The 247-nt window shown below is 48.6% G+C and carries 1 protein-coding gene; it reads right to left on the bottom strand.

The genetic code is table 11. From position 1 onward, the window contains the following. The coding region (locus ACT3TJ_RS18110; RefSeq protein ID WP_444614693.1) for a transposase at positions 1–177 on the bottom strand (177 nt) is incomplete at its 3' end. Positions 178–247 lie beyond the last annotated feature (70 nt).

Raw genomic sequence — 247 nt, 5'->3', positions numbered from 1 at the left:
TTGAACGTTACCCGGATCGACACTGGCGGCGATGGGCTCGACACTCTTGCGTTCCAGCGGCAGCATCAAGCCACGACAGTAATTCTGAAAACCCTTCACTCGATCAGCATGGCCCAGGCGAGGTGCTAGCTCATCAAGATACGTCTCGAAGCGGTCGTGAAGTGCGTCGTTTACCATAATGCGAAATCGCTATACAGATGACACAATACGTATTGATAACATATCTATTTATGACACAGTAGTACTA

Source organism: Halomonas sp. AOP30-A1-24 (genome assembly GCF_052378165.1).
Lineage (GTDB): Bacteria > Pseudomonadota > Gammaproteobacteria > Pseudomonadales > Halomonadaceae > Vreelandella > Vreelandella citrativorans.
The sequence above is the reverse complement of the archived record's forward strand: the minus strand, read 5'-3'. Positions and strand labels throughout refer to the sequence as shown.